This is a genomic window from Jilunia laotingensis (assembly GCF_014385165.1).
Classification (GTDB): Bacteria; Bacteroidota; Bacteroidia; order Bacteroidales; family Bacteroidaceae; genus Bacteroides; species Bacteroides laotingensis.
Genome location: NZ_JACRTF010000001.1, coordinates 3,504,991 through 3,529,257 on the forward strand (window position 1 = coordinate 3,504,991; position 24,267 = coordinate 3,529,257).

Annotated in this window: 23 protein-coding genes; 18 read left to right on the forward strand and 5 right to left on the reverse strand. The window is 40.3% G+C overall.

Features of this window, described 5'->3' with window-relative positions; genetic code table 11:
• Positions 1-3: 3 nt before the first annotated feature.
• The 6 genes from rsxC to galE all read left to right on the forward strand — a co-directional run bounded on the left by rsxC (position 4) and on the right by galE (position 5,402).
• Positions 4-1,341: an electron transport complex subunit RsxC gene (gene rsxC, locus H8744_RS13400; protein ID WP_262435316.1), complete on the forward strand. Its 1,338-nt coding sequence runs from the start codon at positions 4-6 to the stop codon at positions 1,339-1,341.
• 6 nt (positions 1,342-1,347) lie between these two features.
• Entirely contained in the window at positions 1,348-2,340 is a 993-nt protein-coding gene (locus H8744_RS13405) for an RnfABCDGE type electron transport complex subunit D (protein ID WP_262435317.1), read from the forward strand.
• Complete coding sequence (locus H8744_RS13410; RefSeq protein WP_262435318.1) at positions 2,337-2,987, forward strand: RnfABCDGE type electron transport complex subunit G; 651 nt, start codon at positions 2,337-2,339, stop codon at positions 2,985-2,987. Before H8744_RS13405 ends, H8744_RS13410 begins: the two co-directional genes overlap by 4 nt.
• Positions 2,988-3,004: 17 nt before the next feature.
• Positions 3,005-3,589, forward strand: coding sequence for an electron transport complex subunit RsxE (gene rsxE, locus H8744_RS13415; protein ID WP_262435319.1), 585 nt, complete (start codon positions 3,005-3,007; stop codon positions 3,587-3,589).
• Positions 3,590-3,600: 11 nt separating this feature from the next.
• The gene (gene rsxA / locus H8744_RS13420; RefSeq protein WP_262435320.1) at positions 3,601-4,173 is read left to right on the forward strand and encodes an electron transport complex subunit RsxA; all 573 of its coding nucleotides are present in this window, start codon (positions 3,601-3,603) and stop codon (positions 4,171-4,173) included.
• A gap of 194 nt (positions 4,174-4,367) precedes the next feature.
• Positions 4,368-5,402, forward strand: coding sequence for a UDP-glucose 4-epimerase GalE (gene galE, locus H8744_RS13425; protein ID WP_262435321.1), 1,035 nt, complete (start codon positions 4,368-4,370; stop codon positions 5,400-5,402).
• Between the two features lie 225 nt (positions 5,403-5,627).
• Here the strand turns inward: galE and ispE are convergent, their stop codons facing one another.
• Positions 5,628-6,452, reverse strand: coding sequence for a 4-(cytidine 5'-diphospho)-2-C-methyl-D-erythritol kinase (gene ispE, locus H8744_RS13430; RefSeq protein WP_262435322.1), 825 nt, complete (start codon positions 6,450-6,452; stop codon positions 5,628-5,630).
• A gap of 212 nt (positions 6,453-6,664) precedes the next feature.
• Here ispE and dnaB point away from each other — a divergent pair, with 212 nt between their 5' ends.
• The 4 genes from dnaB to H8744_RS13450 all read left to right on the forward strand — a co-directional run bounded on the left by dnaB (position 6,665) and on the right by H8744_RS13450 (position 11,891).
• Complete coding sequence (gene dnaB, locus H8744_RS13435; RefSeq protein ID WP_262435323.1) at positions 6,665-8,218, forward strand: replicative DNA helicase; 1,554 nt, start codon at positions 6,665-6,667, stop codon at positions 8,216-8,218.
• A 182-nt stretch (positions 8,219-8,400) separates the two neighbouring features.
• Positions 8,401-10,863: a phenylalanine--tRNA ligase subunit beta gene (gene pheT / locus H8744_RS13440; protein WP_262435324.1), complete on the forward strand. Its 2,463-nt coding sequence runs from the start codon at positions 8,401-8,403 to the stop codon at positions 10,861-10,863.
• Positions 10,864-10,914: 51 nt separating this feature from the next.
• Positions 10,915-11,646, forward strand: a complete 732-nt coding sequence (locus H8744_RS13445) for a YebC/PmpR family DNA-binding transcriptional regulator (RefSeq protein ID WP_262435325.1) — start codon at positions 10,915-10,917, stop codon at positions 11,644-11,646.
• On the forward strand, positions 11,646-11,891 hold the full coding sequence (locus H8744_RS13450; protein WP_262435326.1) for a TIGR03905 family TSCPD domain-containing protein: 246 nt from the start codon (positions 11,646-11,648) through the stop codon (positions 11,889-11,891). The genes H8744_RS13445 and H8744_RS13450 overlap by 1 nt, the downstream gene beginning before the upstream one ends.
• 69 nt (positions 11,892-11,960) lie before the next feature.
• Here H8744_RS13450 and H8744_RS13455 read toward each other — a convergent pair whose 3' ends face one another.
• Positions 11,961-12,353 (reverse strand): DUF8479 domain-containing protein, encoded by a 393-nt coding sequence (locus H8744_RS13455; RefSeq protein ID WP_262435327.1) that lies wholly within the window; start codon positions 12,351-12,353, stop codon positions 11,961-11,963.
• 185 nt (positions 12,354-12,538) lie between these two features.
• Between H8744_RS13455 and H8744_RS13460 the strand changes: the two genes are divergently transcribed.
• From H8744_RS13460 to H8744_RS13470, 3 genes are all read left to right on the forward strand, one after another.
• Positions 12,539-13,792: an Nramp family divalent metal transporter gene (locus H8744_RS13460; protein WP_262435328.1), complete on the forward strand. Its 1,254-nt coding sequence runs from the start codon at positions 12,539-12,541 to the stop codon at positions 13,790-13,792.
• 10 nt (positions 13,793-13,802) lie between these two features.
• A complete protein-coding gene (locus H8744_RS13465; protein ID WP_262435329.1) occupies positions 13,803-14,408 on the forward strand; it encodes a methylated-DNA--[protein]-cysteine S-methyltransferase in 606 nt (201 codons plus the stop codon).
• 88 nt (positions 14,409-14,496) lie between these two features.
• Entirely contained in the window at positions 14,497-15,261 is a 765-nt protein-coding gene (locus H8744_RS13470) for an exodeoxyribonuclease III (RefSeq protein WP_262435330.1), read from the forward strand.
• A 4-nt stretch (positions 15,262-15,265) separates the two neighbouring features.
• Here H8744_RS13470 and H8744_RS13475 read toward each other — a convergent pair whose 3' ends face one another.
• Positions 15,266-15,673 (reverse strand): secondary thiamine-phosphate synthase enzyme YjbQ, encoded by a 408-nt coding sequence (locus H8744_RS13475; protein WP_262435331.1) that lies wholly within the window; start codon positions 15,671-15,673, stop codon positions 15,266-15,268.
• A gap of 74 nt (positions 15,674-15,747) precedes the next feature.
• On the opposite strand from H8744_RS13475, the gene H8744_RS13480 reads away from it, so the two are divergent.
• From H8744_RS13480 to nhaA, 5 genes are all read left to right on the forward strand, one after another.
• Positions 15,748-16,212 carry a C-GCAxxG-C-C family protein gene (locus H8744_RS13480; protein WP_262435332.1) on the forward strand — a complete coding sequence of 155 codons (465 nt, stop codon included), beginning with the start codon at positions 15,748-15,750 and terminating at the stop codon, positions 16,210-16,212.
• Between the two features lie 150 nt (positions 16,213-16,362).
• Positions 16,363-16,563 carry a winged helix-turn-helix domain-containing protein gene (locus tag H8744_RS13485; protein ID WP_262435333.1) on the forward strand — a complete coding sequence of 67 codons (201 nt, stop codon included), beginning with the start codon at positions 16,363-16,365 and terminating at the stop codon, positions 16,561-16,563.
• 346 nt (positions 16,564-16,909) lie between these two features.
• On the forward strand, positions 16,910-18,691 hold the full coding sequence (lepA, locus tag H8744_RS13490; protein WP_262435334.1) for a translation elongation factor 4: 1,782 nt from the start codon (positions 16,910-16,912) through the stop codon (positions 18,689-18,691).
• A gap of 138 nt (positions 18,692-18,829) precedes the next feature.
• Positions 18,830-20,008, forward strand: a complete 1,179-nt coding sequence (locus H8744_RS13495; protein ID WP_262435335.1) for a cation:proton antiporter — start codon at positions 18,830-18,832, stop codon at positions 20,006-20,008.
• 41 nt (positions 20,009-20,049) lie between these two features.
• Entirely contained in the window at positions 20,050-21,363 is a 1,314-nt protein-coding gene (gene nhaA / locus H8744_RS13500) for a Na+/H+ antiporter NhaA (RefSeq protein ID WP_262435336.1), read from the forward strand.
• A 95-nt stretch (positions 21,364-21,458) separates the two neighbouring features.
• Here the strand turns inward: nhaA and H8744_RS13505 are convergent, their stop codons facing one another.
• Complete coding sequence (locus H8744_RS13505; RefSeq protein ID WP_262435337.1) at positions 21,459-22,694, reverse strand: DNA recombination protein RmuC; 1,236 nt, start codon at positions 22,692-22,694, stop codon at positions 21,459-21,461.
• Positions 22,695-22,772: 78 nt separating this feature from the next.
• Positions 22,773-23,627 carry a type I methionyl aminopeptidase gene (map, locus tag H8744_RS13510; protein WP_262435338.1) on the reverse strand — a complete coding sequence of 285 codons (855 nt, stop codon included), beginning with the start codon at positions 23,625-23,627 and terminating at the stop codon, positions 22,773-22,775.
• Positions 23,628-24,267: the final 640 nt, after the last annotated feature.

The following is a 24,267-nucleotide window of genomic DNA, read 5'->3' on the forward strand; positions in this document are numbered from 1 at the left end:
TGTATGTTGAAGACATTTTCAATAGGTGGTGTTCATCCACACGAAAATAAACTTTCAGCGCATCAACCTATCATTACAGCGGAAGTTCCTGCAAAAGCGGTGATTCTGTTAGGGCAGCATATCGGTGCCCCTGCAAAGCCGGTGGTGGCTAAAGGTGATGTTGTGAAGGTAGGCACTAAGATTGCCGAAGCCGCTGGTTTTGTTTCGGCAGCTATTCACTCTTCTGTCAGCGGAAAAGTAGCCAAAATAGATACTGTCATCGATGCGAGCGGTTATGCGAAACCTGCCATCTTTATTGATGTGGAAGGAGATGAATGGGAGGAAAGCATTGACCGTAGCGAAACTCTTGTAAGGGAGTGTGAGCTGACTGCTGAAGAAATTGTGAAAAAAATAGCCAATGCGGGGATTGTAGGTCTGGGTGGCGCTTGTTTCCCTACTCAGGTGAAACTGTGTCCTCCGCCTTCTTTCAAAGCTGAATGTGTTATTATCAATGCTGTGGAGTGTGAACCTTATTTGACGGCAGATCATCAGTTGATGCTAGAACATGCCGAAGAGATTATGGTAGGCGTTTCTATCCTGATGAAGGCGGTAAAAGTGAACAAAGCGTTTATAGGCATTGAAAACAACAAGCCCGATGCAATAGAATTGATGGCAAAAGTTGCTTCTCGGTATGCAGGCATTGAGGTGGTTGCTTTGAAAGTGAAATATCCTCAAGGAGGTGAAAAACAGTTGATCGATGCGATAACCAAGCGTCAGGTAGCTAGTGGGGCACTCCCTATCTCTACAGGTGCCGTGGTACAGAATGTGGGTACTGCCTTTGCCGTTTACCAGGCGGTGCAGAAAAATAAACCGTTGTTCGAACGTGTGATCACCGTGACTGGAAAATCTTTGGCTAAACCGTCCAATTTCCTTGCACGTATCGGGACGCCGATGCGTCAGTTGATCGATGCTTGTGGCGGACTGCCCGAAGATACCGGTAAGGTGATCGGTGGTGGCCCGATGATGGGAAAGGCGTTGGTGAATACCGATGTGCCGACCGCAAAAGGTAGTTCCGGCATACTCATCATGAATCAGAAAGATGCCAAGCGCGGGGATGTTCAGAATTGCATCCGTTGTGCTAAGTGCGTAGGAGCTTGTCCGATGGGGCTTGAACCGTATTTGCTTTCTGCATTATCGGAAAATGGAGATTTTGAAAGAATGGAAACAGAAAGAATTATGGATTGCATTGAGTGCGGCTCTTGCCAGTTCACTTGTCCTGCAAACCGCCCGTTGCTTGACTATTGCCGTTTGGGCAAGGGGAAAGTCGGTGCCATGATTCGCGCACGTCAAGCTAAAAAATAACAAAGTATGGAAAATAAATTAATAGTATCATTATCACCTCACGTACATAGCGGAGACAGTGTTCAGAAAAATATGTATGGTGTACTTATTGCACTATTTCCCGCTTTTGTCGTGTCGCTTGCTTTTTTCGGATTGGGTGCCCTCATCGTTACGGCTACTTCTGTGGCAGCATGTGTCTTTTTTGAGTGGGCTATCGGCAAGTATCTGTTGAAAAGACAAACCACTACCATTTGTGATGGCTCGGCTATTATCACCGGAGTGCTGTTGGCATTCAATTTGCCGTCCAATCTTCCTATATGGATCATTATCCTTGGAGCCTTGTTTGCTATTGGTGTCGGTAAGATGTCATTCGGTGGATTGGGTAACAACCCGTTCAATCCGGCATTGGCCGGACGTGTGTTCCTCTTACTTTCTTTCCCTGTGCAGATGACGACTTGGCCGGTGGTAGGGCAACTTACATCCTATACAGATGCTACTACGGCTGCCACTCCACTTGCATTAATGAAGCAGGCAATTCACGGAGATATGACCGCATTCGACCAGCTTCCCGACACGTTAAGCTTGTTTATCGGTCAGAATGGAGGATGTTTGGGAGAGGTGAGTGCAGCAGCTTTATTATTGGGACTGATCTATATGCTATGGAAAAAGATTATTTCCTGGCACATTCCGGTATCCATTCTTGTTACTGTATTTGTGTTTTCCGGCATTATGCATTTGGTGAATCCTGAAATATATGTATCTCCGGTTCTTCAGCTGCTTTCCGGTGGTTTGATGTTAGGTGCCATCTTTATGGCGACTGATTATGTCACATCCCCAATGAGCAAAAGTGGAATGTTGGTATATGGTGTTTGTATCGGTCTGTTGACCGTTATTATCCGTCTGTTCGGTGCTTACCCTGAAGGTATGTCATTTGCTATTTTGATTATGAATGCATTTACTCCGCTAATAAATACATATTTTAAACCTAAACGCTTTGGGGAGGTAGCGAAGAAGAAATGAAAAAGTTAGAATCATCATTAAAGAATATGTTGCTGGTGTTGACCGGAGTAACTGCTATTTCGGTAGCTCTACTGGCATTCGTGAACGAATTGACAAAAGGTCCGATCGCTGAGGCAAATGTCAAGACTCTTAATGAGGCCTTAAAGCAAGTCCTCCCAGCGTTCAATAATAATCCGGTGGCAGAAAGTGATACTATTTTCTCGGAAAAAGGAGGAAAGAAAACAGTCGATTTTATCATCTATCCTGCCAAGGAGGGAGATAAATGGGTCGGGAGTGCCGTGCAAGCCACTTCTATGGGATTTGGCGGTGAACTCAAACTGCTGGTAGGTTTTGATTCCGAAGGGAAGATTTACAATTACTCATTGCTTTCCCATGCCGAAACACCCGGATTGGGGTCTAAAGCCGCGGATTGGTTTAAGGAAGGTAATAAAGGTAGCATCAAAGGGATGAATCCGGGCGAGACTCCGCTGACTGTAAGTAAAGACGGGGGACAGATAGATGCCATCACTGCTTCTACCATTACTTCACGTGCATTCCTGAAAGCGGTGAATGCAGCTTATTCCGCATATAATGGTAGTGGCGATGCTACTACCGGAGCTTCACAAAGAGCTGTTGTCGAACCGGCTGATGCAATCAGTGCTAATTAAGAAAGGAGTTTTAAGATATGAATAATTTTAAAGTATTGATGAACGGGATTATTAAAGAGAATCCTACGTTTGTACTCCTGTTGGGTATGTGCCCTACACTTGGAACAACTTCCTCTGCCATCAACGGTATGGGTATGGGGCTGGCTACGATGTTCGTGCTTATCTGTTCCAATGTTGTAATCTCATTGATAAAAAATCTGATTCCGGATATGGTACGTATACCTTCGTTTATTGTTGTGATAGCTTCATTTGTGACACTTTTGCAAATGGTGATGCAGGCTTACGTGCCCGGTTTATACGCTACATTGGGACTTTTCATTCCGTTGATAGTCGTTAACTGTATCGTCTTGGGACGTGCCGAAGCTTTTGCTGCAAAGAATAATCCTATAGCTTCTTTCTTCGACGGATTGGGCATGGGACTTGGCTTTACAATCGCCTTGACCTTGCTGGGAGCAGTTCGTGAATTTCTTGGAACCGGGAAGGTTTTCGATCTGACGATTCTTCCGGAAGAGTATGGCATGCTTGTATTTGTTCTGGCTCCCGGAGCTTTCATCGCGTTGGGTTATCTCATTGCATTGATTAATAGTCTGAAGAAGAATTAATTTAAGGAAGTATGGAATATATATTGATATTTATATCGGCAATCTTTGTAAATAACATCGTATTGTCACAATTCCTTGGAATCTGCCCTTTTCTGGGAGTTTCCAAGAAGATAGAAACCGCAATGGGCATGAGTGCTGCGGTAGCATTTGTGCTTACTATAGCTACCATAGTCACGTTTCTGATCCAGAAGTTCGTACTCGATGCGTTTGGCTTGGCGTATTTGCAAACGATCACTTTCATTCTTGTCATTGCGGCTTTGGTTCAGATGGTGGAAATTATATTGAAGAAGGTGTCACCGGCCCTTTATCAGGCATTGGGCGTTTTTCTTCCGTTGATTACAACCAACTGTTGCATTCTGGGAGTTGCCATTCTGGTTATTCAGAAAGATTATAATCTGTTGACCGGAGTCGTGTATGCTTTTTCTACTGCGTTGGGCTTCGGATTGGCACTTGTCCTGTTTGCCGGTTTGCGTGAGCAAATGAGCTTGGTAAAGATTCCCGAAGGCATGAAAGGTACACCGATTGCTTTGATTACTGCCGGTTTGCTGGCTATGGCGTTTATGGGATTTTCCGGAGTCGTATAGAAGATTTCATTGTTAAAAATAGGGTTCATCACCACAGGTGACTCAGTTTTCATGGGCAATTCAGCTGTTTTCATGTTAATCTGCGTCATCTGTGGTGATTTTTTTTCCAGAATGGTATGGTTCTAATTTAATTTTATTAAATTTGCAGGGTGAAACAAAGGACAAAACACATAAGAAATAACTATTAGTTAATTATGAAAGATAGAATTTTAGTTACCGGTGGTACCGGATACATTGGTTCTCACACTGTAGTGGAACTCCAAAATAGCGGATATGAAGTTATTATTATCGATAATCTCTCCAATTCAAATGCTGATGTTGTTGACAATATAGAAAAAGTGTCTGGCATACGTCCTGCTTTTGAAAAAGTGGACTGCTTGGATTTTGCAGGTCTTGACGCTGTTTTTAATAAATACCCCGGAATTAAGGCTATTATCCATTTTGCGGCAAGTAAGGCAGTAGGGGAGTCTGTTAAGAAACCATTGCTCTATTACCGTAACAATCTCGTCTCTTTGATCAATTTATTGGAATTAATGCCTAAACATAATGTTGGCGGTATTGTATTCTCGTCCTCTTGTACTGTATACGGTCAGCCGGATGAGCTTCCTGTAACAGAACAAGCTCCTATTAAGAAAGCCGAATCTCCTTACGGAAATACAAAACAGATTAATGAAGAAATTATTCGTGATACTATAGCATCCGGTGCCCCGATTAATGCAATTTTATTGCGTTATTTTAATCCGATAGGTGCGCATCCGTCTGCATTGTTGGGCGAATTGCCTAATGGCGTTCCTCAGAACCTGATTCCTTTCCTGACTCAGACCGCTATAGGAATTCGCGAGCAGCTGAGTGTGTTCGGTGATGATTATAACACTCCTGACGGTTCTTGTATCCGTGATTATATCAATGTCGTGGATCTTGCAAAAGCTCATGTGATAGCTATTAAACGGATCATTGAACAGAAGCAAAAAGAAAAAGTAGAGGTGTTCAATATCGGTACGGGTCGTGGTTTATCCGTATTGGAATTGATCAATGCCTTTGAAAAAGCAACCGGTGTTAAGCTGAACTATAAGATTGTAGGACGTCGTGCCGGTGATATTGAGAAAGTATGGGCGAATCCTGAACATGCAAATAAAGAGTTTGGATGGAAAGCCGTTGAAAGTATTGAAGATACTTTACGTTCTGCATGGAACTGGCAATTGAAACTCCGTGAGAGAGGGATTCAGTAATTTGAATTATGTTTATATTAGCATATAAGAAATAAACAAATGGTGTAACCATTTGTTTATACATAGCAATTCTGCCTGACGCCTCTTGTGTCTGTGTGAACAGATAGGTTTGGTACTTATACCTCCCCGGTATAGACAGGTTTAATTGCATAGTAGTTTTGTCGTGTTTTATTTTGTGTTTGTGTTGTGACGGTACTACGACGGGAGTCGTGGTACCGTTTTTGGTTATAGGCTGCCTCTAAACACAAAACTTTCTGATCCGAAGTTTATATCCGGTAAAATAGCTTCAGGAGCGAATAGTCCGAAAACCGAGGAACCGGAACCGCTCATGGAAGCATAGATCGCTCCATTCCGGTATAACTCATCTTTAATCTCTTTAATAATGGGGAATTGAGGAAATACACTGTCTTCGAAATCATTTACCATTTTGTTTTTCCATTCGTGTACGGAGGTACCGGCCAGCTCTTTGAGGGAGTATTCCGGCTTATGGGGCTTTATCAGGGAAAATGCTTCACGCGTTGAAACAAAAATATCCGGTTTGACCAATATGATTTTATAACCTTTTAATGAAAGGGTAACGGGGGAGAAAATATTCCCGATCCCTTCCGCATATGTAGGGATGTTTTTAATAAAGAAAGCGCAATCAGCTCCTAACATGGCGGCATACTTCTCCAGTTCAATGTCCGTTAGCTCTAATGAGAACTTTTTATTAAGTAGCTTTAGCATGGAAGCTGCATCCGACGAACCTCCTCCCAATCCTGCGCCACAAGGAATGCGCTTATATAAATGGATGTCTACAGGTGGTAAGTCGAATTCTTTATCCAATAATCGGTAGGCTTTTACAACCAGGTTGTCATACGGATTCCCGTCTAAGACAATACCTTTCTGTTGCAGAGTGATTTTTTCTTTGGTATGACTTGCAACATGAATCTCCAGCGCGTCTTCGAGAGGGACAGGGTAAAAAATGGTTTCAAGATTGTGGTATCCATCCGGACGCTTCTCGGTAATATTCAGCCCGAGGTTTATTTTAGCATTTGGAAATGTGATCATCTCTTAATTTACGATTTAATTATAGGCGATTGAAGTTACTCGTTTTTTTAAACTATGCAAAGTTAGCAAAATCTTCATTGCTCATTCTTCATTCTTCATTAATATATTCTATCTTTGTTGTCCCTTTCACGTTAATAGCGTGTTTGGAATGCATTTAGTAAGATTTGATATATATTTTTCCATTCGTAAATAGTTAAATTGTAAGTATAAAGATGGCTGAACAACAAAAAAGAACCCCGCGTAATACCAAACCTAAGGCGACTCAACCTGTCACTGATTATGGCCGAATACAGCCACAGGCAACCGAATTGGAAGAAGCGGTATTGGGTGCTTTGATGATTGAGAAAGATGCTTATTCATTAGTGAGTGAGATCCTTCGTCCGGAATCTTTTTATGAGCATCGTCATCAGTTGATTTATGCTGCAATCACCGATCTTGCAGTTAACCAGAAGCCGGTGGATATCCTGACTGTAAAGGAGCAACTTGCTAAAAGAGGGGAGTTGAAGGAGGTAGGCGGACCTTTTTATATTACTCAGTTGAGTAGTAAAGTAGCTTCTTCCGCCCATATCGAATATCATGCCCGCATTATCGCGCAGAAATATTTGGCACGCGAACTCATCACCTTTACCAGTGGAATCCAGAGTAAAGCATTTGACGAGACACTCGATGTCGATGATCTGATGCAGGAGGCGGAAGGTAAGCTTTTTGAAATATCCCAGCGGAATCTGAAGAAAGATTATACGCAGATCAACCCTGTGATTAGCGAAGCGTATCAATTGATTCAGAAAGCTGCTGCACGGACGGATGGTTTGAGTGGTTTGGAGAGTGGTTATACCAAATTGGATAAGATGACTGCCGGTTGGCAGAATTCCGACCTCATTATTATTGCTGCCCGGCCTGCGATGGGTAAAACGGCCTTCGTGCTTTCTATGGCAAGGAACATTGCTGTTAACTTTCGTAATCCGGTTGCGTTGTTCTCTCTTGAAATGAGTAACGTGCAGTTGGTCAATCGTCTGATTTCAAATGTATGCGAGATTCCAAGTGAGAAAATAAAGAGTGGACAGCTTGCGGCATACGAGTGGCAGCAACTCGACTATAAGCTGAAAGACTTGATAGATGCTCCGCTCTATGTAGACGATACACCCTCTCTGTCTGTATTCGAACTTCGTACGAAGGCACGCCGTTTGGTTCGCGAACACAATGTGAAGATCATAATTATTGACTACCTCCAGTTGATGAATGCCAGTGGGATGGCTTTTGGCAGTCGTCAGGAAGAGGTTAGTACCATCTCGCGTTCGTTGAAAGGGCTTGCCAAAGAATTGAATATTCCTATTATTGCCTTGTCCCAGTTGAATCGTGGTGTCGAGAATCGTGAAGGCATAGAAGGAAAACGTCCCCAATTGAGTGATCTTCGTGAATCCGGTGCTATCGAACAGGATGCCGATATGGTCTGTTTTATTCATCGACCGGAATACTACAAGATCTATCAGGATGATCATGGGAATGACTTGCGGGGCATGGCTGAGATCATTATTGCAAAACACCGTAATGGTGCGGTGGGAGACGTGCTTCTCCGGTTCAAAGGAGAATATACCCGTTTCCAGAATCCGGAAGACGATATGGTGATTCCTACTCCCGATGAAGGAGCCATCCTTGGTTCGCGAATGAATTCTTCACCCGCAAGTGTGCCTCCACCGGCTCCCGATTTTATTCCTCAGGGAGGGAATCCTTTTGGAGGAAGCAGTGAAGGGCCGTTGCCTTTTTAATAGAAAATAGATTATACGATTCGTAACAAGTGATATTGATGAAAATGACCGGTGCTAATTCCTATGCGGATTCGTGTCGGCTTTTTCTATTTGGTTAATTTTCTACCTATTAATTCCCCGCCAACCAAAAAATCTTATTAACTTTGCGAGTCTTTTTTGAGAAACAATAAAAACTTAATGATATGAATATCTCTTATAATTGGCTGAAAGAGTATGTTAACTTCGATCTGACACCTGATGAAGTGGCTGCTGCGCTTACTTCCATCGGACTGGAAACGGGAGGCGTGGAAGAAGTTCAAACCATTAAAGGTGGTCTGGAAGGTCTGGTGATCGGTGAAGTTCTGACTTGTGTGGAACATCCTAATTCAGACCATTTGCACATCACAACTGTAAATTTGGGAAATGGCGAACCTACTCAAATCGTTTGTGGCGCACCGAATGTTGCTGCCGGACAAAAAGTAGTTGTTGCCACATTGGGCACGAAACTTTACGATGGGGATGAATGTTTTACGATTAAAAAGTCGAAGATTCGCGGTGTTGAATCTATAGGAATGATTTGTGCGGAAGATGAAATCGGTATCGGAACTTCTCATGATGGAATCATCGTATTGCCGGAAAATGCCATCCCGGGCACTTTAGCCAAAGATTATTATAACGTAAAGAGTGATTATGTCCTTGAGGTGGATATTACTCCGAACCGTGCAGATGCATGCTCACATTACGGAGTAGCTCGTGATTTATACGCATATCTTATCCAAAATGGTTACCAGGCAACATTAAATCGTCCGTCAGTAGATCGTTTTACGGTAGAAAACCATGATCTTGACATCAGTGTAACGGTAGAAAATAGTGAAGCATGTCCGCGTTATGCCGGTGTGACGGTAAAAGGGGTTACAGTAAAGGAAAGTCCCGAATGGTTGCAGAATAAACTTCGTATTATTGGTTTGCGTCCTATTAATAATGTGGTAGATATCACTAATTATATAGTACATGCTTTTGGTCAACCGTTGCATTGTTTTGATGCTGATAAAATCAAAGGAGGCGAGGTTGTTGTGAAAACGATGTCGGAGGGTAGCCCGTTTGTCACTTTGGACGGTGTAGAACGCAAATTGAATGAACGTGACTTAATGATTTGCAACAAAGAAGAAGCGATGTGTATCGCAGGTGTATTTGGCGGATTAGATTCAGGTTCTACGGAAACTACTACGAATGTATTTATAGAAAGTGCTTATTTCCATCCGACATGGGTACGTAAGACAGCTCGTCGTCATGGCCTCAATACAGATGCTTCTTTCCGTTTCGAGAGAGGCATAGATCCTAATGCAACCATCTATTGTCTGAAATTGGCAGCCATGATGGTTAAAGAATTGGCAGGCGGAACCATTTCGAGTGAAATAAAGGATATTTGTGTGGCACCTGCTCAGGATTTTGTTGTTGAACTGTCTTATGAAAAGGTGCATTCATTGGTTGGAAAAGTGATTCCGGTCGAGACGATTAAAAGCATCGTAACCAGTCTGGAAATGAAAATTCTGAATGAAACAACCGAAGGACTCACTCTTGCGATCCCTCCGTACCGTGTAGATGTACAGCGCGATTGTGATGTGATTGAAGATATCTTACGTATTTACGGATATAATAATGTAGAAATTCCGACTACTTTGAAATCAAGCTTGACAACGAAAGGGGAGTCTGATAAATCTAATAAATTGCAGAATTTGATTGCCGAACAATTGGTAGGCTGTGGTTTTAATGAAATTTTGAACAACTCATTGACTCGTGCGGCGTATTATGACGGATTGGAATCGTATCCCTCCAATCATTTGGTAATGCTGATGAATCCATTAAGTGCAGATTTGAATTGTATGCGCCAAACCTTGTTGTTTGGCGGTCTTGGAAGTATTGCACATAACACAAATCGGAAGAATGCCGATTTGAAATTCTTCGAATTCGGTAATTGCTATTATTTCGATGCGGATAAGAAGAATCCGGAAAAGGTACTTGCCGCATATTCGGAAGATTATCATCTCGGATTATGGGTTACCGGCAAGAAAGTTTCTAATTCATGGGCACATCCTGATGAAAATAGTTCAGTGTATGAATTGAAGGCGTATGTTGAAAACATAATGAAACGCCTTGGGCTGGATTTGCATAATCTGGTAACAGGCAATCTTTCTGATGATATTTTTGCAACAGCACTTTATATGAATACGAAAGGTGGAAAACGTCTGGCTACATTTGGAGTGGTATCCAAGAAGTTATTAAAGGCATTTGATATCGATAATGAAGTGTATTATGCCGATCTGAACTGGAAAGAATTAATGAAAGCGATCCGTTCGGTGAAAATAAGCTACAAGGAAATATCTAAATTCCCTGCCGTAAAACGTGACTTGGCTCTACTGCTTGATAAGAATATCCAGTTTGCCGAAATTGAAAAGATAGCTTATGAGACAGAGAAAAAGCTGCTGAAAGAAGTCGAGCTTTTCGATGTGTACGAAGGCAAGAACCTTGAAGCAGGTAAGAAATCTTATGCAGTCAGCTTTTTGTTGCAAGATGAAACGCAGACATTGAATGATAAGATGATTGATAAGATCATGTCGAAATTAGTGAAGAACCTGGAAGATAAGCTGGGTGCAAAACTGAGATAGCATCTTAAGACATACTTGAAAATTAAAATTTAACAATAAAACTATAAACCAATGGGAAGAGCATTCGAATATAGAAAAGCTACCAAGCTGAAAAGATGGGGTAACATGGCTCGTACATTTACGAGAATAGGTAAGCAAATTGCTATTGCTGTGAAAGCAGGAGGACCGGACCCTGAGAATAATCCGCACTTGCGTGCTGTGGTTGCCACTGCAAAACGCGAGAACATGCCCAAGGATAACGTAGAACGCGCTATCAAGAATGCAATGGGCAAAGACCAGAAAGACTATAAAGAGATGAATTATGAAGGATACGGACCTTTTGGAATTGCTGTATTCGTAGAAACCGCAACGGACAACACGACCCGTACGGTGGCTAATGTACGTAGCATATTCAATAAATTCGGGGGCTCGTTAGGTACATCCGGCAGTCTTGATTTCATGTTCTCTTGGAAGTCAATGTTTACCATCACCAAGAAAGAGGGGTTGGAGATGGATGATCTGATTCTTGAATTAATAGATTATGGAGTAGAGGATGAGTATGATGAGGATGAAGATGAAGTAACGATCTATGGTGATCCTAAATCATTCGCCCAAATTCAGAAATATCTGGAAGATAATGGCTTTGAAGTGAAAGGTGCCGAATTTACTCGTATTCCAAATGACGAGAAAGATGTGACGGAAGAACAACGCACTACCATCGATAAAATGGTGGAACGTTTGGAAGAGGACGAGGATGTTCAGAATGTTTATACAAACATGAAGCCGGCCCAAGACGAAGAATAATGAAAAATATCTATAAAACTCATGGCACGTGTAGCTCATGTATCGAAATCGATGTAGAGGATGGTATTCTGAAAGAGGTAGCTTACTGGGGTGGATGCAATGGTAATTTGCAAGGAATTTCTCGGTTGGTAACGGGGATGAAAGTGGAAGAGGTAATTGCAAAACTGGAAGGTATTCAGTGTGGTACTCGCTCGACTTCTTGTCCAGATCAGCTTTGCCGGGCATTACACGACATGGGGTATTAAGATTCGATCTTATAAACAATAACGGAGACATTTTTAAAAGTGTCTCTGTTATTGTTTATAAGAATTTTATTATTGATACATATCAGGAGTTACTTTTACACTAAAGAGCTTTTGTTGAGTTTTCTCTGAGAAATAAATGTAAAGCATAGTCACTTTTGCTTCTCTATATATTTTTAATTCATTGGTCGATTTAATAATACCAGGAAGTTTTTCTTCCATTTGCTTCTGAGTAGCTTCTACTGCACTTGGATCATCCGCAGCACCGCTAAGTGTATAATAATAAGTAAAGGTATTGTCTTTGCTTGTATAAGTCGTACTGTCCATTCTTGTTACATCATCTATCTTCATAGGACACTGTTTGTTGACTTCTTGAGAAGCAATCTCAAATACCTTTTGTTTCGCTTGCTGGCAAGAGGTAAGAATGATCAATGCCAGACATATCGCAGAAAGGATTTTCTTCATAATTGTTTTAATTTAGTGATAATATACAAAGATAATGGTTAACTGTGAACCTAACAAGTGAAATGATTGTTTTTATTTAATGATCAATTATCAATTATCAATGCCAAGAAATGTATATAAACTTGTTTTTATATGACATTTAGTCGTATTTTTGTACAAACATTATAGAAGAACAAAACTTTATTATGCGGAATATTTTTAAAGATTTGAAGCGTAAAGATCATAAACGCTATCTGGGTGGATTGGACGTATTCAAATATATCGGTCCGGGATTACTTGTCACTGTAGGATTTATCGATCCTGGCAATTGGGCATCGAACTTTGCAGCAGGCTCTGAATTTGGTTATTCATTATTATGGGTGGTAACATTGTCGACTATCATGTTGATAATACTTCAACATAATGTGGCGCATTTGGGCATTGTTACCGGTTTGTGTTTATCTGAGGCAGCTACACAGTATACTCCGAAATGGGTATCACGGCCTATTCTTGCAACAGCAGTCGTAGCTTCTATATCCACTTCTTTAGCGGAGATTCTGGGTGGTGCGATCGCTTTAGAAATGTTGTTCGATATACCCATAATATGGGGAGCAGTATTAACTACTGTTTTTGTTTCTATTATGCTGTTTACCAATTCTTATAAAAAAATAGAACGTTCGATCATTGCTTTTGTTTCTGTTATCGGGTTGTCATTTATATATGAACTGTTTTTGGTTGACATTGATTGGCCGATGGCGGTTGAGGGGTGGGTGACTCCGACTTTTCCAAAAGGAAGCATGCTGATTATCATGAGTGTACTCGGTGCGGTAGTCATGCCTCACAATCTGTTTCTTCATTCGGAGGTGATACAGAGTCATGAATATAACAAACAAGATGACTCGTCTATTCGTAAAGTATTGAAATACGAGCTGTTTGATACTCTTTTTTCAATGATAATAGGTTGGGCTATTAACAGTGCTATGATACTTTTGGCAGCAGCTACTTTTTTTAAGAGTGGTATACAAGTAGAAGAATTGCAACAGGCAAAATCACTATTGGAACCTTTGTTGGGAAATAATGCTGCCATTGTTTTTGCCTTGGCGTTGCTTATGGCAGGAATCTCTTCCACCATAACGAGTGGCATGGCTGCAGGATCTATTTTCGCGGGGATTTTTGGAGAATCTTATCATATTAAAGATAGCCATTCTCAAATGGGAGTCATTCTTTCATTGGGGATTGCGTTGTTATTAATTTTTTTTATTGGTGATCCATTCAAGGGGCTATTGATCTCACAAATGATTTTGAGCATTCAGTTGCCATTTACGGTATTTCTGCAAGTGGGGTTAACTTCATCAAAGAAAGTGATGGGCAATTACGTGAACAGTCGCTGGAGTACGTTCGTGCTTTATACAATTGCAATTGTAGTTTCTGCTCTGAATATAATGTTATTGTTTTCATAAATAAACAGGTATGGGGGAAAGTTTGAATTTTGTTCGTTATGGAGAAGGTACTTCACACGAGCATTTCATAAGTATTGAAAGAATGTCAAATGAGGAGTGCGGTGTTGGCGGACGTAATTTATCGATAAGTTATAATTTTGAAAGTACATCTTTCATGGACGTTTTAGTAGCTTCTACTACTAAGGGTGTTTGTTATATGGCTTTCGCTGACGAACGTGAGAAAGCTTTGGAAGAGTTGGCAAGTCTTTTCCCGATGGCAGCTTTTGAACGCCGTTCTGATAAGTTGCAAGAGCATGCGGTAGCTATTTTGAATACGGGGTGTGAGGATATTAAGAATGTGAAATTATATGTTAAGGCTTCAGATTTCCAGTTGAAGGTATGGAATACACTTCTGAAAATACCATTGGGAGCATTAACGACTTATGGTGATATAGCTCGGTACCTTCATAGTCCGAAAGCGTCCCGTGCCGTAGGTACTGCTGTTGGAGACAACCCGGTGGCGTTTCTGATTCCTTGTCATCGTGTTGTTCGTTCCGATGGTACCTTGGGTGGCTATCATTGGGGACTGACTCGTAAAACTGCAATAATAGACTGGGAAGCGAAGAAATGTAAATGATTAGTATTTGCTTTTTATATACTACTATGGAGTTTATGAAGATTGCCCGTATTAAAGATATTGATTTGAAAACATATAAAAGAATTTTATGAGGATAATAACTTATAACGTAAATGGTCTGCGTGCAGCTGTAGCTAAGGGCTTACCCGAGTGGCTGTCGCAGGAGTTACCCGATGTTTTATGTTTGCAGGAAACGAAGTTGCAACCGGAACAGTATCCGGCAGAACCGTTTGAAGCGTTAGGATATAAGGCTTATTTATATTCAGCCCAGAAAAAGGGATATAGCGGAGTAGCCATACTGACCCGGTGTGAACCTGACTATGTGGAATATGGTATGGGGATTGATGAATATGACAATGAAGGGCGTTTTATCCGTGCCGATTATGGTGATTTGTCGATAGTAAGCGTCTATCATCCGTCCGGAACCAGCGGAGACGAACGTCAGGCTTTTAAAATGGTTTGGTTGGAGGCTTTTCAGAAGTATGTTACCGAATTGCAGAAATCACGCAGAAAGCTCATACTTTGCGGAGATTATAACATTTGCCATGAAGCGATAGATATTCACGATCCTATACGAAATGCGACAAATAGTGGTTTTTTGCCGGAAGAACGGGAATGGATGACTCGTTTTCTATCTACCGGATTTATTGATTCTTTTCGGGCATTATATCCTGAAAAGCAAGAATACACCTGGTGGAGTTATCGTTTCAATTCGCGGGCAAAAAATAAAGGATGGCGTATTGACTACTGTATGGTCAGTGAACCTATGCGTCCGTTGCTTAAAAATGCCTGTATTTTGAATCAGGCAGTACACTCCGATCATTGTCCGATGATGTTGGAAGTGGCTGATTGAATACTTAGATTATAGTAATACTTAATTTACGGTGATCCCCACCATTTCGGAATTCACATAAATAGATTCCTTGCCAAGTCCCCAAGTTAAGTCTGTGATTCTTGATGGGGATTGTGATTGAACTGCCTATAAGTGATGCTTTGATGTGGGCACTCATATCATCGGGACCTTCCAAAGTATGGATGAAATAATTTGCTCCGTCCGGAACAACCTTGTTAAAGTAAGTCTGAAAATCTTGCCGGACATCCGGATCGGCATTTTCATTTATTGTGATAGCTGCTGAAGTGTGTTTAATAAAAATTACGAGTAAGCCGCTTTCTGGTAGTTCTGATAAATGTGAAACGATATCTTCGGTGATCAGGTGGAAACCACGTGGATAGTGTGCTAATTGTATATCGAATGTCATCGCCATAATTTTCTGTTTTTAAAATTCTTCCGCAAAGATACTTTTTTCTAATTTTGCATAAATCAATTATAGAAATAAAAATGGAAGATAGAATTCAACGTGCTATAGAGCTTTTTAAAAGTGGGTATAATTGTTCGCAATCTGTGGTAGCTGCTTTTGCCGATATGTATGGATTTACACAAGAACAGGCATTGCGGATGGCGGCCTCTTTTGGAGGAGGTATCGGACGTATGAGGGAAACTTGTGGTGCTGCTTGTGGCATGTTTTTATTAGCAGGGTTGGAAACCGGAGCAACAGACGGTGCTGATAAAGTAGGCAAGGCTGCTAATTATGCTTTGGTACAAGAATTGGCAGAAGAGTTCAAAAGAAGGAACGGCTCTATAAATTGTGGTGAATTATTAGGGCTGAACAAAAAGACTCAGCTTTCGTCTATTCCTGAAGAAAGAACTAAACATTACTATGCTAAACGTCCCTGTGCAAAGATGGTAGAGGAAGCCGCCAGAATATGGTCTGAGTACCTGGAAAAGCACTCTAAAGAGGAATGAAAAAGCCGTTTTTCTTACATTTACTGTAAAAAAAGAACTAATAAACTGTTATATAACATAAATATAACTATCTTTGCGGCTGAAATAAAATCTGAAAGTTGTTATTGACTGCGGAATTTTATATCATGTCTAACTAAATTTTCAAAAGTAATGTTGAAAGAAAAAGCAGGTGAAATTGCAGGTAAAATCTGGGTTGCACTGAATGGAACAGAAGGACTGACAGCTAAGCAAATTAAAAAAGCAACTAAACTGGTTGATAAAGACCTGTTCTTGGGACTTGGCTGGTTATTGAGAGAAGACAAGATCTCCACTCAGGAAGTTGAAGGTGAGCTTTTCATTAAATTGAACTAACAGTACGGTTCACTTACCAATAAAAAAATGCGTTGATACATTATAAAATGTAATCAACGCATTTTTTTATAATATCTTATGGAAATTGGATGTATGATGTGATGGATATTTATCAGTCTTCGTTTTATAATCTGATTACTCAACTGAAATTGATCAATTTCTGATGTTCCCCTTCAGCAACTTATAGTCATAAACAACATGAAAGTATTGGATTATTTTCATTATCTTTGCGGCCATAAAAAGAGGTCTTATTTCACTAGTATACTATTATTTGTTTTGCTATAGTTTTACTGAATAATGGCTATCTTATGTAATTATCTTGTTTATAAATAGATAACTGTTGAAAATGAAGAATATACGTAATTTTTGTATTATTGCCCATATTGATCATGGTAAGTCGACATTAGCAGACCGTTTGCTGGAATTCACCAATACTATCCAAGTTACCGAAGGACAAATGCTTGATAATATGGATTTGGAAAAGGAGAGGGGGATTACCATTAAGAGTCATGCTATACAAATGGAATTTGCTCATAAAGGTGAAAAGTATATTCTGAATCTGATCGATACTCCGGGACATGTGGACTTTTCATATGAAGTATCCCGGTCAATAGCTGCCTGTGAAGGCGCGTTGCTCATTGTAGATGCTTCACAAGGTGTTCAAGCACAAACTATTTCCAATCTTTATATGGCTATTGAACATGATTTGGAGATCATTCCGGTGATCAACAAATGTGATATGGCAAGTGCCATGCCCGAAGAGGTGGAAGATGAAATCGTTGAGCTTCTAGGTTGCAAGCGTGAGGAGATTATTCGTGCTTCCGGCAAAACTGGTATGGGGGTTGAAGAAATCCTGACCGCGGTTATCGAACGTATTCCTCATCCGAAAGGAGATGAGGAAGCACCGTTGCAGGCTTTAATTTTCGACTCCGTATTCAATTCTTTCCGTGGCATTATCGCATATTTTAAGATAGTGAACGGAGTGATTCGTACCGGTGATAAAGTCAAATTTTTCAATACAGGAAAGGAATATGACGCGGATGAAATCGGTGTGCTGAAAATGGATATGGTACCTCGTAAAGAACTTCGTACGGGTGATGTGGGATATATTATTTCCGGAATTAAAACCTCTAAAGAGGTGAAAGTAGGTGATACCATTACACATATAGCTCGTCCATGTGACAAAGCGATTGCTGGTTTTGAAGAAGTAAAACCTATGGTGTTTGCCGGTGTTTACCCCATTGAGGCTGAAGAATTTGAAGATTTGCGGGCATCTCTTGAAAAATTGCAGTTGAATGATGCGTCATTAACATTCCAACCGGAGTCTTCTTTAGCTTTAGGATTTGGTTTCCGTTGTGGATTCCTTGGGTTGTTACACATGGAGATCGTTCAGGAACGTTTGGATCGTGAGTTTGATATGAATGTAATCACTACCGTTCCGAATGTCTCTTATAATATTTATGATAAACAGGGACATGTTACAGAGGTTCATAATCCTGGAGGTATGCCCGATCCTACATTGATTGATCATATTGAAGAGCCATATATAAAATCTTCCATAATCACAACTACCGATTATATCGGTCCTATTATGACTTTGTGTTTGGGTAAACGTGGTGAATTGATCAAACAGGAATATATTTCGGGCAACCGGGTGGAATTATATTATAATATGCCTTTGGGAGAAATAGTAATTGACTTTTATGATAAGTTGAAAAGTATTTCTAAAGGATATGCTTCTTTTGATTATCATCCTAATGGTTTTAGACCTTCTAAACTGGTGAAACTTGATATTCTTTTGAATGGTGAATCTGTGGATGCACTTTCTACTCTGACACACATTGATAATGCTTATGATATGGGACGTCGTATGTGTGAGAAGTTGAAGGAACTGATTCCGCGCCAGCAATTCGAGATTGCTATACAAGCAGCTATCGGTGCCAAAATTATTGCACGTGAAACTATAAAAGCTGTTCGTAAAGACGTGACTGCAAAATGTTATGGTGGCGATATCAGCCGTAAGCGTAAATTGTTGGAGAAGCAAAAGAAAGGAAAGAAAAGAATGAAACAGATTGGCAATGTAGAAGTACCGCAAAAAGCATTCCTTGCTGTTCTGAAGTTAGATTAGGAATTTTACAATAAAAAACAACAGGTGTATTCTGAACAAATAGCTTTATTATAGGTTTTTAAAATACACCAGGTAGTTGTCGTCTGTCTGCAGAGCTTTCCTGGCAATTACCAAAATAAAATGAATTGAATATATACAATGAGAAAAGTTCTGTCTTTTTCGGTCTTCTTGATGATGGGCCTCTTACTATCCCAATTCCTGCCTGCAATGGCAGGGGAGGATTACGGTACAGTCAAAACTATTGCTAATATTTTGCTGTATGTCTGTTTGAGTTTTATCATGATTAATGTAGGTCGAGAGTTTGAAATCGATAAATCTCGATGGAAAAGTTATGCTGAAGATTACTTTATTGCCATGGCAACCGCTGCCATGCCTTGGTTCCTGATTGCATTATATTATGTATTTGTATTACTTCCCCCCGAGTTTTGGAACAGTTGGGAAGCATGGAAAGAGAACTTGTTGCTTAGCCGGTTCGCAGCACCTACTTCAGCAGGAATTTTGTTTACCATGCTGGCGGTCATTGGATTGAAAACCAGTTGGATTTATAAGAAAATCCAAGTGTTGGCGATATTCGATGATTTGGATACTATCCTGTTAATGATTCCTCTTCAAATCATGATGATTGGGCTGCGTTGGCAGTTGATAATTGTTGTTTTAGTTGTATTCTTACTTTTGGCTCTCGGTTGGAAACAGTTGGGTAAGTACAATTGGCGACAAGACTGGAAGGCAATCCTTTTTTATTCCGTGATTGTTTTTGTAGTTACTCAATCAGTTTATATGATTAGTAAAAGCATGTATGGAGAGGAGGGGAGCATCCATATTGAAGTATTGCTTCCGGCATTCGTGTTGGGTATGATTATGAAACATAAAGAGATTGATACTCCGCTTGAACATAAAGTGTCTACCGGAATATCTTTTCTGTTTATGTTTTTGGTAGGTATGAGTATGCCTCACTTCCTTGGGGTTGATTTTGCAGGAACACAGGAAGGTACTTATTCGGTAACTGGTTCACAGGAGATGATGTCTTGGGGCATGATCGCTCTTCATGTGTTAATTGTCTCTTTATTGTCAAATGTAGGAAAACTATTCCCTGTCTTCTTTTATCGTGATCGGAAGTTTAGTGAACGTTTGGCTTTGTCAATAGGCATGTTTACTCGTGGTGAAGTAGGTGCCGGTGTCATTTTTATAGCACTTGGTTATAATCTGGGTGGTCCCGCTTTGGTCATTTCCGTACTTACTTTGGTTCTGAATCTTATTTTGACTGGTATATTTGTTCTTTGGGTTAAAAAGCTGGCTTTGAGGAGTTATTCCGGTTAGATTGGGAAGACTTAAATTTTTTATTATAAAAACACACTACTATGACCGTGTTACGTACTATGAAGAATTTCTCGTCCATGAATATTGCAGCGAGTATTCTGCTATTTGTGACAGCTATTGCGGCTGCCGTTATTGCTAATTCTCCTGTTGCACCGGCTTATCAGGAATTCTTATCCCATGAATTGCATCTTCGTATTGGGAGCTTTAATTTGCTTTCGCATGGGGGACATAATCTGAAGATGATCGAGTTTATCAATGATGGCCTGATGACTGTTTTCTTTCTCTTGGTTGGGCTTGAGATAAAACGGGAGATATTAGTTGGCGAGCTTTCTTCATTCCGCAAAGCGGCATTGCCGTTTATCGTTGCATGTGGAGGTATGGTATTTCCGGTAATTATTTATTCAATGATTTGTACTCCGGGTACTGAGGGAGGACAAGGACTTGCTATTCCTATGGCCACGGATATTGCTTTTTCATTGGGGGTACTCAGTTTACTTGGAAGCCGTGTACCATTGAGCCTTAAGATATTCCTTACAGCTTTTGCTGTAGTGGATGACATTGGGGGGATATTGGTGATAGCGTTGTTTTATAGTTCCCATGTGGCGTATGAATATCTTCTTGTTGCTGCATTGCTTTACGTAGTTCTTTATTTTTTGGGAAAACATGGAACCACCAATAAGATATTCTTTCTGGTCATCGGAGTAGTTATCTGGTACTTGTTTTTGCAATCGGGCATTCATAGTACGATTTCCGGAGTAATACTTGCTTTTGTTATTCCTGCTAAGCCGCAATTGAATGTTGGAAAATATATTGAACGTATACGACGGATTATCAAGACTTTTCCGGAGATGAAAAATAATAGTATTGTATTGACAAATGAGCAGATTGCTATGCTGAAACAGGTGGAATCTGCTTCCGACCGTGTAATCAGTCCGTTGCAATCTTTAGAGGATAATTTACATGGGGCGGTCAACTATCTTATTTTGCCATTATTTGCATTTGTGAATGCCGGAGTAGTATTTAGTGGTAGTGGTAATGTTGTTGGTGAAGTTAGTGTAGCTGTTGCTTTGGCATTACTTTTGGGTAAATTTTTGGGGATTTTTTCTTTTACATGGTTGGCCATTAGAAGCGGATTTACTCCTATGCCGCATGGAATGAATTGGAAGAACATAGCAGGAGTGGCTTTGTTGGGTGGTATAGGATTCACGGTATCCTTATTCATAGCTAATCTTTCATTTGGAGACAGCCATCCTGTGTTATTGAACCAGGCTAAGTTTGGAGTGCTTTCTGGCACAGTGTTATCAGGTATTTTGGGATATATAGTTTTATATTTTGTTCTGCCTAAAAAGAAATAGTTATCGAGAAAACAATAGTCATGGATAGAAGAAGGCTCTTATTCAAATACAGGATATGAATAAGAGCCTTTTTGTGCTATAAATTAGATGTGTAGTTAATCTATCAAGTCATCTTCTCCATCATCGATAGGCAAGATTTTTCTGCTTTCTTCATGTGGCAATTCTTCCACTTGGCGAAGTCTTCGTTCGATAGCCCGGGTACGTTTTCCCATCACTTCTTCTAATTGGTCACCAGCAGTTTGCAGATTTTTCTGGACTTTCTCAAGCAGACCACCGAATTTGCTGAATTCAGTCTTTACGGCTCCAAGTACAGTCCATACTTCTCCTGTTCGCTTTTGTATGGCAAGGGTTCGGAATCCCATTTGTAGACTGTTTAATATCGCTCCCAATGTAGTAGGTCCGGTCACGACAATTTTAAAGTCTTTCTGTAATGCTTCCACCAAGGAAGTACGCCTGATCACTTCGGCATATATGCTTTCAAAGGGTAAGAATAAAATAGCGAAATCCGTTGTAAAAGGCGGATCTACATATTTATCATGAATGTCCTTTGCCATTTTCTTGATTGTATTTTCCAATTGTTTTCCGCAAATCTCTATGCGCGTAGTATCACCGGATTCGAATGCATCATAATACTGTTCGTAAACATCTTTGGGGAATTTGGCATCTATTGGAAGGTATACAGTACTGTTCACGTCCTCTTTGCCTGGGAGTTTGATGGCAAACTCCACAAATTCTGTTCCGCTCTTTTTGGTTTTTACATTCGCATCGTATTGCTCGGGACTCATCATCTGTTCCAGTAATGCACCTAATTGCACTTCTCCAAATGTACCACGCATTTTTACATTGCTCAATACTTTTTTCAGACCACCTACGTCTTGTGCTAAAGATTTCATTTCTCCCAGTCCTTTTTGTACATTCTCTAATTGCGAACGGACTAACTCAAAAGATTGACCGATACGTTCGTTCAGGGTCTTTTGTAATTTTTCTTCTACCATCAATCGCATGTCATCCAATCGTTTTTCAGTAGATTGTAACAGCATCTCCTGTTGGCGTGCCATTGCATCGAATTTCTGCCGTTGGAGTTCTCCGGTAGTCATCATATTCTTATGTAAGACGTCTTGTAATTGTTGCAGATTCTGATTTAAAGTCTGTGTTATTTCCATGCGGAGTTCTCGGATGCTGCGGTTCAGCTCTTCCCGATTTTCCTGCATCTGTTGGCGCAAGGCGGTTTGTAGAATATCATTTTGTGCCTGTCCGTTATTCCGTAAAAGAACAAGTACGAATAATGCAATCAAAAGCAGTACAGTTAAGATGAGTAAAACCAGTTCCATTTAAAGATATATCAAATTATATTTAGTGTGAAAGATTTTTTAATAGGAGGTAAACCCAAAAAACATCCTATCAGTCTGTTAATATGTCAATATTTCGTTGCCACTTTCAGTTATCAGTATCATGTTTTCCCATTGTGCTGAAGGTAGTCCGTCATCAGTAAATATAGTCCATCCATCAGCTTCGTCCACAAATACCTCATAAGTACCCATATTAATCATCGGTTCGATTGTGAATGTCATTCCGGGGACTATCAACATGCCTGTACCTCTTCGTCCGAAGTGTTCTACATCCGGTTCTTCATGAAATTGCATGCCTACACCATGACCGCAAAGATCGCGTACTACGCTATATCCGTTTTTTTCAGCATGTTCCTGTATGGCGGCTCCAACATCTCCCAGCCGTGCCCAAGGTTGTGCAGCGGCAATACCAATTTCCAAACATTCCTTTGTAACCTTTACTAAGCGTTGTGTTTCCGGTGCTACATCCCCGATCATGAACATGCGCGAGGCATCCGAGAAATAGCCTTTGTAGATGGTCGAAACATCCACATTAACAATATCTCCACTGCGAAGAATTTCATTTTTGCTTGGTATACCGTGGCAAACAACGTCATTAATACTCGTACACACACTTTTTGGAAAACCTTCATAATTGAGAGGAGCGGGGATCGCTCCATGGCTAGTAGTAAATTCATATACCATACGGTCTATCTCTTCCGTTGAAATGCCTTCGCGTATGTTTTCTGAAATATAATCCAAAAGGGCTGTATTGATTTTGGCACTCTCCCGGATTCCCTCCAGTTGTTCAGGAGTGCGGAGTGCTTTCCGGAAAGGGAGTTTATATCCTTGTTTTCTGTATTTCTGAATTTTATCTTCTATTTCGTCCGGATAGTTGGCAGGGGTGAACCGGAGTCCCTTGATGAACTTTTTCATTTCTCTGAATTTTTATCGAATCAACGTACAAATGTAGGGAATAAACTTCGGTATTCGGTTGCTTTCATCTTACTAAATTAAAAACACGATTGAAAGTTGGAATCATTTGCTGTTTCAATTTGACAAAAAGCTTTTCTTATGTATCATAAGGAGCGTTATTTCGGGCCGATGATAAGCATAATCAAAAAAACGCATTATAGAGAAATCTGTGTTTTCTGCTTTGTCTATAAAATGAGGAAATAAGCTACATAATACAATGCTTAGCCCTTTTCTCGCTTTCCGAATGATTAATATTGTAAAATTTTCATTGTAATTCGTCAGGAATAAGAGCTACATCGAATTGGAGTAACTAGAGAAAATAAGTCAAAAAATAGATGCTTTTTCGAAGAATTGAGCTTTAAAATATTGGAAAAGGTTATATCATTTGCTAGAAATAGTTACTTAGTCCGATGATAATTAATGTTTCATCCGTTGATAATTGATGTTTCATCTGATGATAATAGGTATTCTATCCGATAATTATGGCTATTTCATCCACTCAAACGCTATATTTTCCCTCTTTCGACTTTAAAAACAACCCTGTTTTATCCTATTTCAGCAGTTTAGTAGAAGTGTGCAGTTAGCAATATATATAAAATGA

Coding starts and splice junctions, on each gene's coding strand:
- H8744_RS13445 (WP_262435325.1), top strand. CDS start 10,915: ATGGGAAGAGCATTCGAATATAGAAAAGCTACCAAGCTGAAAAGATGG.
- H8744_RS13455 (WP_262435327.1), bottom strand. CDS start 12,353: ATGAAGAAAATCCTTTCTGCGATATGTCTGGCATTGATCATTCTTACC.
- H8744_RS13470 (WP_262435330.1), top strand. CDS start 14,497: ATGAGGATAATAACTTATAACGTAAATGGTCTGCGTGCAGCTGTAGCT.
- ispE (WP_262435322.1), bottom strand. CDS start 6,452: ATGATCACATTTCCAAATGCTAAAATAAACCTCGGGCTGAATATTACC.
- map (WP_262435338.1), bottom strand. CDS start 23,627: ATGAAAAAGTTCATCAAGGGACTCCGGTTCACCCCTGCCAACTATCCG.
- lepA (WP_262435334.1), top strand. CDS start 16,910: ATGAAGAATATACGTAATTTTTGTATTATTGCCCATATTGATCATGGT.
- H8744_RS13460 (WP_262435328.1), top strand. CDS start 12,539: ATGCGGAATATTTTTAAAGATTTGAAGCGTAAAGATCATAAACGCTAT.
- rsxE (WP_262435319.1), top strand. CDS start 3,005: ATGAATAATTTTAAAGTATTGATGAACGGGATTATTAAAGAGAATCCT.
- H8744_RS13480 (WP_262435332.1), top strand. CDS start 15,748: ATGGAAGATAGAATTCAACGTGCTATAGAGCTTTTTAAAAGTGGGTAT.
- H8744_RS13465 (WP_262435329.1), top strand. CDS start 13,803: ATGGGGGAAAGTTTGAATTTTGTTCGTTATGGAGAAGGTACTTCACAC.
- H8744_RS13405 (WP_262435317.1), top strand. CDS start 1,348: ATGGAAAATAAATTAATAGTATCATTATCACCTCACGTACATAGCGGA.
- H8744_RS13495 (WP_262435335.1), top strand. CDS start 18,830: ATGAGAAAAGTTCTGTCTTTTTCGGTCTTCTTGATGATGGGCCTCTTA.
- rsxC (WP_262435316.1), top strand. CDS start 4: ATGTTGAAGACATTTTCAATAGGTGGTGTTCATCCACACGAAAATAAA.
- nhaA (WP_262435336.1), top strand. CDS start 20,050: ATGACCGTGTTACGTACTATGAAGAATTTCTCGTCCATGAATATTGCA.
- dnaB (WP_262435323.1), top strand. CDS start 6,665: ATGGCTGAACAACAAAAAAGAACCCCGCGTAATACCAAACCTAAGGCG.
- H8744_RS13410 (WP_262435318.1), top strand. CDS start 2,337: ATGAAAAAGTTAGAATCATCATTAAAGAATATGTTGCTGGTGTTGACC.
- galE (WP_262435321.1), top strand. CDS start 4,368: ATGAAAGATAGAATTTTAGTTACCGGTGGTACCGGATACATTGGTTCT.
- H8744_RS13450 (WP_262435326.1), top strand. CDS start 11,646: ATGAAAAATATCTATAAAACTCATGGCACGTGTAGCTCATGTATCGAA.
- H8744_RS13485 (WP_262435333.1), top strand. CDS start 16,363: ATGTTGAAAGAAAAAGCAGGTGAAATTGCAGGTAAAATCTGGGTTGCA.
- pheT (WP_262435324.1), top strand. CDS start 8,401: ATGAATATCTCTTATAATTGGCTGAAAGAGTATGTTAACTTCGATCTG.
- H8744_RS13475 (WP_262435331.1), bottom strand. CDS start 15,673: ATGGCGATGACATTCGATATACAATTAGCACACTATCCACGTGGTTTC.
- H8744_RS13505 (WP_262435337.1), bottom strand. CDS start 22,694: ATGGAACTGGTTTTACTCATCTTAACTGTACTGCTTTTGATTGCATTA.
- rsxA (WP_262435320.1), top strand. CDS start 3,601: ATGGAATATATATTGATATTTATATCGGCAATCTTTGTAAATAACATC.